At 53.2% G+C, this 4,729-nt stretch carries 8 protein-coding genes, 1 other RNA gene and 1 pseudogene; 4 read left to right on the forward strand and 6 right to left on the reverse strand.

What is annotated here, in order from left to right; translation table 11 throughout:
- The 3 genes and pseudogenes from glnA to B3P58_RS16195 form a co-directional block, all read left to right on the forward strand.
- Positions 1 to 502: pseudogene (glnA, locus tag B3P58_RS16185) on the forward strand (glutamine synthetase); the annotation flags it as partial.
- A 168-nt stretch (positions 503 to 670) separates the two neighbouring features.
- The gene (locus tag B3P58_RS16190; protein ID WP_286719050.1) at positions 671 to 1,642 is read left to right on the forward strand and encodes an alpha/beta hydrolase; all 972 of its coding nucleotides are present in this window, start codon (positions 671 to 673) and stop codon (positions 1,640 to 1,642) included.
- A 101-nt stretch (positions 1,643 to 1,743) separates the two neighbouring features.
- Positions 1,744 to 2,214 (forward strand): ester cyclase, encoded by a 471-nt coding sequence (locus tag B3P58_RS16195; protein WP_225691367.1) that lies wholly within the window; start codon positions 1,744 to 1,746, stop codon positions 2,212 to 2,214.
- Between the two features lies 1 nt (position 2,215).
- Here the strand turns inward: B3P58_RS16195 and B3P58_RS16200 are convergent, their stop codons facing one another.
- A complete protein-coding gene (locus B3P58_RS16200) occupies positions 2,216 to 2,494 on the reverse strand; it encodes a CDGSH iron-sulfur domain-containing protein (RefSeq protein WP_286719051.1) in 279 nt (92 codons plus the stop codon).
- Positions 2,487 to 2,966 carry an EVE domain-containing protein gene (locus tag B3P58_RS16205; protein WP_230332152.1) on the reverse strand — a complete coding sequence of 160 codons (480 nt, stop codon included), beginning with the start codon at positions 2,964 to 2,966 and terminating at the stop codon, positions 2,487 to 2,489. The genes B3P58_RS16200 and B3P58_RS16205 overlap by 8 nt, the downstream gene beginning before the upstream one ends.
- 144 nt (positions 2,967 to 3,110) lie before the next feature.
- On the opposite strand from B3P58_RS16205, the gene B3P58_RS16210 reads away from it, so the two are divergent.
- Entirely contained in the window at positions 3,111 to 3,236 is a 126-nt protein-coding gene (locus B3P58_RS16210; RefSeq protein WP_255449004.1) for a hypothetical protein, read from the forward strand.
- Between the two features lie 16 nt (positions 3,237 to 3,252).
- On the opposite strand, the gene B3P58_RS16215 is transcribed toward B3P58_RS16210, so the two are convergent.
- The 4 genes from B3P58_RS16215 to B3P58_RS16230 form a co-directional block, all read right to left on the reverse strand.
- Positions 3,253 to 3,846 carry a 5-formyltetrahydrofolate cyclo-ligase gene (locus B3P58_RS16215; protein ID WP_286719052.1) on the reverse strand — a complete coding sequence of 198 codons (594 nt, stop codon included), beginning with the start codon at positions 3,844 to 3,846 and terminating at the stop codon, positions 3,253 to 3,255.
- Between the two features lie 24 nt (positions 3,847 to 3,870).
- Positions 3,871 to 4,050: non-coding RNA, 6S RNA (gene ssrS / locus B3P58_RS16220), on the reverse strand.
- A 65-nt stretch (positions 4,051 to 4,115) separates the two neighbouring features.
- Positions 4,116 to 4,430: a cell division protein ZapA gene (locus tag B3P58_RS16225; RefSeq protein ID WP_145467124.1), complete on the reverse strand. Its 315-nt coding sequence runs from the start codon at positions 4,428 to 4,430 to the stop codon at positions 4,116 to 4,118.
- Entirely contained in the window at positions 4,423 to 4,644 is a 222-nt protein-coding gene (locus tag B3P58_RS16230; RefSeq protein ID WP_145467122.1) for a TIGR02449 family protein, read from the reverse strand. Before B3P58_RS16230 ends, B3P58_RS16225 begins: the two co-directional genes overlap by 8 nt.
- Positions 4,645 to 4,729: the final 85 nt, after the last annotated feature.

The following is a 4,729-nucleotide window of genomic DNA, read 5'->3' on the forward strand; positions in this document are numbered from 1 at the left end:
CAAGCACGCTAAGTCCCTGAACGCGTTCACCAACCCAGGTACTAACTCTTACAAGCGTCTGATCCCAGGCTTCGAAGCTCCGGTAATGCTGGCTTACTCTGCCCGTAACCGTTCTGCTTCTATCCGTATTCCTTACGTTGCGTCTCCAAAAGGCAAGCGTATCGAAGCGCGTTTCCCGGATCCGATTGCTAACCCATACCTGGCTTTCGCAGCTCTGCTGATGGCTGGTCTGGACGGCGTTAAGAACAAGATCCACCCTGGCGATGCAGCTGACAAAGATCTGTACGATCTGCCAGCTGAAGAAGCAGCCAAGATTCCACAGGTTTGTGGCTCTCTGCGTGAAGCTCTGGACAGCCTGAAAGCTGACCACGAGTACCTGACTGCAGGCGGCGTATTCAGCAAGGATATGATCGAAGCTTACATCGACCTGAAGATGGAAGAAGTTTACCGTGTTGAGCACACCACTCATCCGGTTGAATACGATATGTACTACAGCGTGTAATACGCTTTAGCCAGATCGTAAAAAGGGCTCTTCGGAGCCCTTTTTTATTGCTGTTTTTCTGCTGGTTAAGCTGTTGCTGCGGCTTATTTAGTCTTTAACGGCAAGGGTGGCTAGGCATCGTTGCTGTCAGCGCCTAGTATGTCGGTGTTATTTTCCGGAGTGCTGAATGTGAGTCTGAGCTGGAGTAAGAACGGTCTGGTTTCTGCCCTTAAACCGATGGACTGGCAGTTTCGTGAGCCGGCCTCTGGTGCGCAAATGGATGCTTATCTGCAGATGTACCGGCTGGACTTTCCAGAGCTGAGTGGCGTGCGTCACTTTGCCGGGTTGATACAGGCGGCTGATTACCAGATAGCTGTGCAGGTATGGCGTCCACAGAACCCGCGTGGTACTGCCATCGTTGTTCATGGGTACTACGACCATGTTGGTCTGTACGGTTCGCTGATTGGCTTTTGCCTGCAGCAGGGGCTGAATGTGGTGACGTTCGATCTGCCCGGGCACGGACTTTCCAGCGGCGAGAGTGCATCCATCGGCAGTTTCCAGGAATACGACGAAGTGTTCAGTCTGATTCTGCAGCGTACCCGTGGCGGCCTTGGCGGCCCGTTGTATGTCTTCGGTCAGAGTACTGGTGGCGCCATCATTATTAATTATCTGCTCAAGCGCCAGCTGACCAAAGCGCAATCACCCTTTGCCGGCATTACCCTGATGGCTCCTCTGGTACGCCCGAAAGGCTGGTACAGAGGCCGTTTGGTGCATACCTTTGTCAGCCTGTTTCTGCGTCAGGTTCGGCGCAAATTTAACCCCAATTCGGCGGATACCGATTTTCTGCGCTTTATCGCTGAGCAGGACCCGTTGCAGCCACATCACCTCAGTGTGCGTTGGGTCGGAGCCCTGAAGCAATGGATACCCTATATTGAAGCATTACCCGCTTCTGAACTGGCGGTAACCATCGTGCAGGGCGATAACGATAATACCGTCGCCTGGCGTCATAACCTGAAACTGCTGGCGCAGAAGTTTCCCCGTCAGCGTCTGATGATGTTGCCCGGTGGTCAGCACCATCTGGTGAATGAGTCACCGCAGCACAGAGAGCAGATCTATCGTCAGCTGGCGGAATGGTTACTGTCCGATTCCAACCCGGTCTGATTTCCAACTTTTGCCATATTGACCCGAATTGTCCTAAGAGTATAACTATCCGCTGCGTAGTATCGCGCAAAAGGCCAATGGCTGTGATTCAGCAGGCAAGGATGTCTGCACTGCAGGAGAATGACATGGACGCGCGTCTGGATAGTAATAAAAAGCTGGTACACAATTTTGTTGAGCTGACCTGGAATCAGGGGCGCTTTAATCTGGCGCGTTCGCTGGTTGCCCGCGACTTCACCTACTATGCGAGCATGGTCAATATGCCGCTGGGTCTGGATGGTATGGAGACCCTGATTCAGACTATCCGCAACTCTATGGAAGACTTTTCCATTGGGGTTGAAGAGGTGGTGTGTGAAGGCAATCTGGTGGTTACCCAATCGACCTTCAGTGGGACGCTTGTGCGCCCGCTGATGGGCTTTGAGCCTGTGGATAAGGTCATTGCCCTGCATGCGGCCACCTTCTGGCAGGTGCGCCACGGTATGATTCAGTCGGGCAACTCTTTGCTCGACACCGCAGACCTGTTTCATCAGGTGCGTAAAATCATGACACCCAATGCCGCGGCTGCGGCGTTCTGAGCTATTTACGGAAGTGGCTGAGTAAGTCCTGAGCCATTTCCCTGATCGCCTCCCGGATACTCATTTTATTGCGCGGATTATGACTGCCATCGCAGTAGGGCATGGCCTCACTGCGTCCGCAGCTGCACAACCACACCAGTTGCTTCTGATTGCTGTGCAGGCTCAGCGGTCGGGGGCAATTGTCGGCGGCAAAGGGTGCGCTGCTGCAGCGTCCGCACTGGCAAATCTGATAGCTCTGGTCTGCATTCAGGGTGACCACATGGGGCGTTATTTCATTCATGGAAATGTCCGTCGTCGGCGGCCAGATGCAGAATATGCGACCATTCTTCAGCGCTTACCGGCTGAACGGAAAGGCGAGAACGGTTGAGCAGAGCCATTTCCTGCAGCGCACTGTCTTTGCGCATATCTTTCAGCGTAATGGGGTGTTTGAGTGCGCGCAGGGCTTCGACTTCGATGGTGATCCAGCGCGGATTGGCCGCATCGGATTTTGCATCAAAATAATCGGAGGCCGGATCAAACTGTGACGGATCGGCAAGTCCGGTGCGGGTAACGCGGCACACGCCGATAATTGCAGGCTCTTTACAGCTGGAATGGTAAAAAAACGCCAGATCTGAGACCTGGATCTCATCCCGCAGTATGTTCCGCGCTTGATAATTGCGCACGCCGTCCCATACTGTGCGCCTGCCTGGTGCGGCCTCAAGATGATAATAACTAAAAACGTCCGGCTCAGATTTCAGTAACCAGTGATTCATATTTTCTGACTATAAAGTGGTCCGAGTATTGCTCTCGCGAGAGGTGCCATTAACAAGCATCAGGCTGAGCGTGCAAGGGCAGCGTAGCATTCAATGATCACAGGTTCTAATCCGTAATACGGAATGCAGTAGGAACAAACAGTAATGAAAAAACCCGATATTCTGATTCTTCTCAGTGTCATTGTGCTGCTGGGGGCAGCGGTGACTGGTATGACCAGCGAGGTTAAGCGTCCGGCGTCACTGATGACGATGGAAAACAGCATTCGCTGAACAAAGCACGTCGGAATTATTCAGCGTGAGCCTGAAAACGATGCAACCCTGCATCGGTGGCAATGGCTGTCAGTGGGATATCCCAGTCTTCAGCGGGTAGTGCCGCTGTCTTTTGTAATTCATAGGCACAGCCAATCAGCCGGGGTTTGTTTCCGGGCTGGCGGCTGAAGGCCAGTGTGCGGTCGTAAAAGCCGCCACCCATTCCCAGCCGGTTGCCACTCTCATCGAAGGCGACCAACGGCATACAGATCAGATTGATAAAACGTGCCGGCATCGCCCGGTGGCTGGCAAAGTCTGGCTCGCTGATACCAAAACGGTTTTTGATCATGCGGCTTTGGCGGTTAAAGGGCAGAAAGCTCAGGTGTCCTTTACGCAGCGGGTGCAGCACCGGCAGGTAGAGGGTTTTGCCACGGCGCTGTAAGTCGCGGATAAAGACCGAGGTATCAATCTCGCCATCATTGGTTAAATACACGGCAACATGACGCGAATGCTGAAAGTGCGTCGACTGACGCAGAGAGTGCAGTAGCTGCTGTGCGGCCTGCTGACGCTGGCGGCGGTTAAGCGCGTGGCGTTGGCGGCGCATATGCCGGCGGAGTTCGGTTTTATTCATCGGAATTAAACGCAGAAATCGGAAGGGCTCCCCACTGTGCCGCTGTCGTAAATAAAGGCCTTGAACCCTGTGGTCCAAGGTGGCAGGCCAGACACTGAATCAGGCTTTCCGTCGGGCGGACATGCGCACATCAGCGAGTGAAACCTTCCATAAAAAAGTGCATCGGCTCAGGACTTTATCGACTGGCAAACACCCCAGGGAGCAGGCGCAGTATATCAGAGATCATTATGAAAAAATGAGGATTTTGTAATGAAAACTGCGTTACAGAATCACAGCTCCAGCTGCAGATCCTGCTCCAGAGCTTCGTCAATGGCGGCGTTCATCTTGTTCAGATCGCGCTTCATCTGCAGGTTTTCGGCTTCCAGCTCACGCAGCTGATGGGCGATGTTCAGTGCCGCAATAACCGCCACACGATCGGTGCCCAGCACTTTACCGGCGGAGGAACCGGCGTTTTTTATTTCGGACATTTTCTCGTTGAGATAGCGCGCCGCATCGCGCAGTTTTTCTTCTGCGCCATCGGGACAGTTGATGCGGTACTCGCGGTCGAGAATCAGTAATTCCAGGGTTTTGGATGGGTTAGCCACTATTGCGCTCCAGCGTTTGCAGACGGGTAATCATTTCATTGACCTTGCGACGGGCAATTTCGTTCTGCTGCATCAGTTTTGCACGCTCGGCCTGCCAGCTCGCTTCCGCAGCGCGCATGGCTTTATTCTGCTCGCGCAGTTCCTGGTGCACGGTCAGCAGTTTTTCGATCTTACGCTGCAGGCTCTGGAGTTCAGGATTTTGCATTGCCATCATAGTGGTTAGAGACTGTCGACACAAACTAAACAGGCCTGGTATTGGTTAAAAATTTTTCAGACAAGGCGATGAGAGAGTGGACTAA

It is taken from the genome of Thalassolituus sp. UBA2009 (genome assembly GCF_002335285.1).
GTDB classification, from domain to species: domain Bacteria; phylum Pseudomonadota; class Gammaproteobacteria; order Pseudomonadales; family Oceanobacteraceae; genus Venatoribacter; species Venatoribacter alkanivorans.

Coding starts and splice junctions, on each gene's coding strand:
- B3P58_RS16215 (WP_286719052.1), bottom strand. CDS start 3,846: ATGAATAAAACCGAACTCCGCCGGCATATGCGCCGCCAACGCCACGCG.
- B3P58_RS16195 (WP_225691367.1), top strand. CDS start 1,744: ATGTCTGCACTGCAGGAGAATGACATGGACGCGCGTCTGGATAGTAAT.
- B3P58_RS16205 (WP_230332152.1), bottom strand. CDS start 2,966: ATGAATCACTGGTTACTGAAATCTGAGCCGGACGTTTTTAGTTATTAT.
- B3P58_RS16200 (WP_286719051.1), bottom strand. CDS start 2,494: ATGAATGAAATAACGCCCCATGTGGTCACCCTGAATGCAGACCAGAGC.
- B3P58_RS16230 (WP_145467122.1), bottom strand. CDS start 4,644: ATGATGGCAATGCAAAATCCTGAACTCCAGAGCCTGCAGCGTAAGATC.
- B3P58_RS16210 (WP_255449004.1), top strand. CDS start 3,111: ATGAAAAAACCCGATATTCTGATTCTTCTCAGTGTCATTGTGCTGCTG.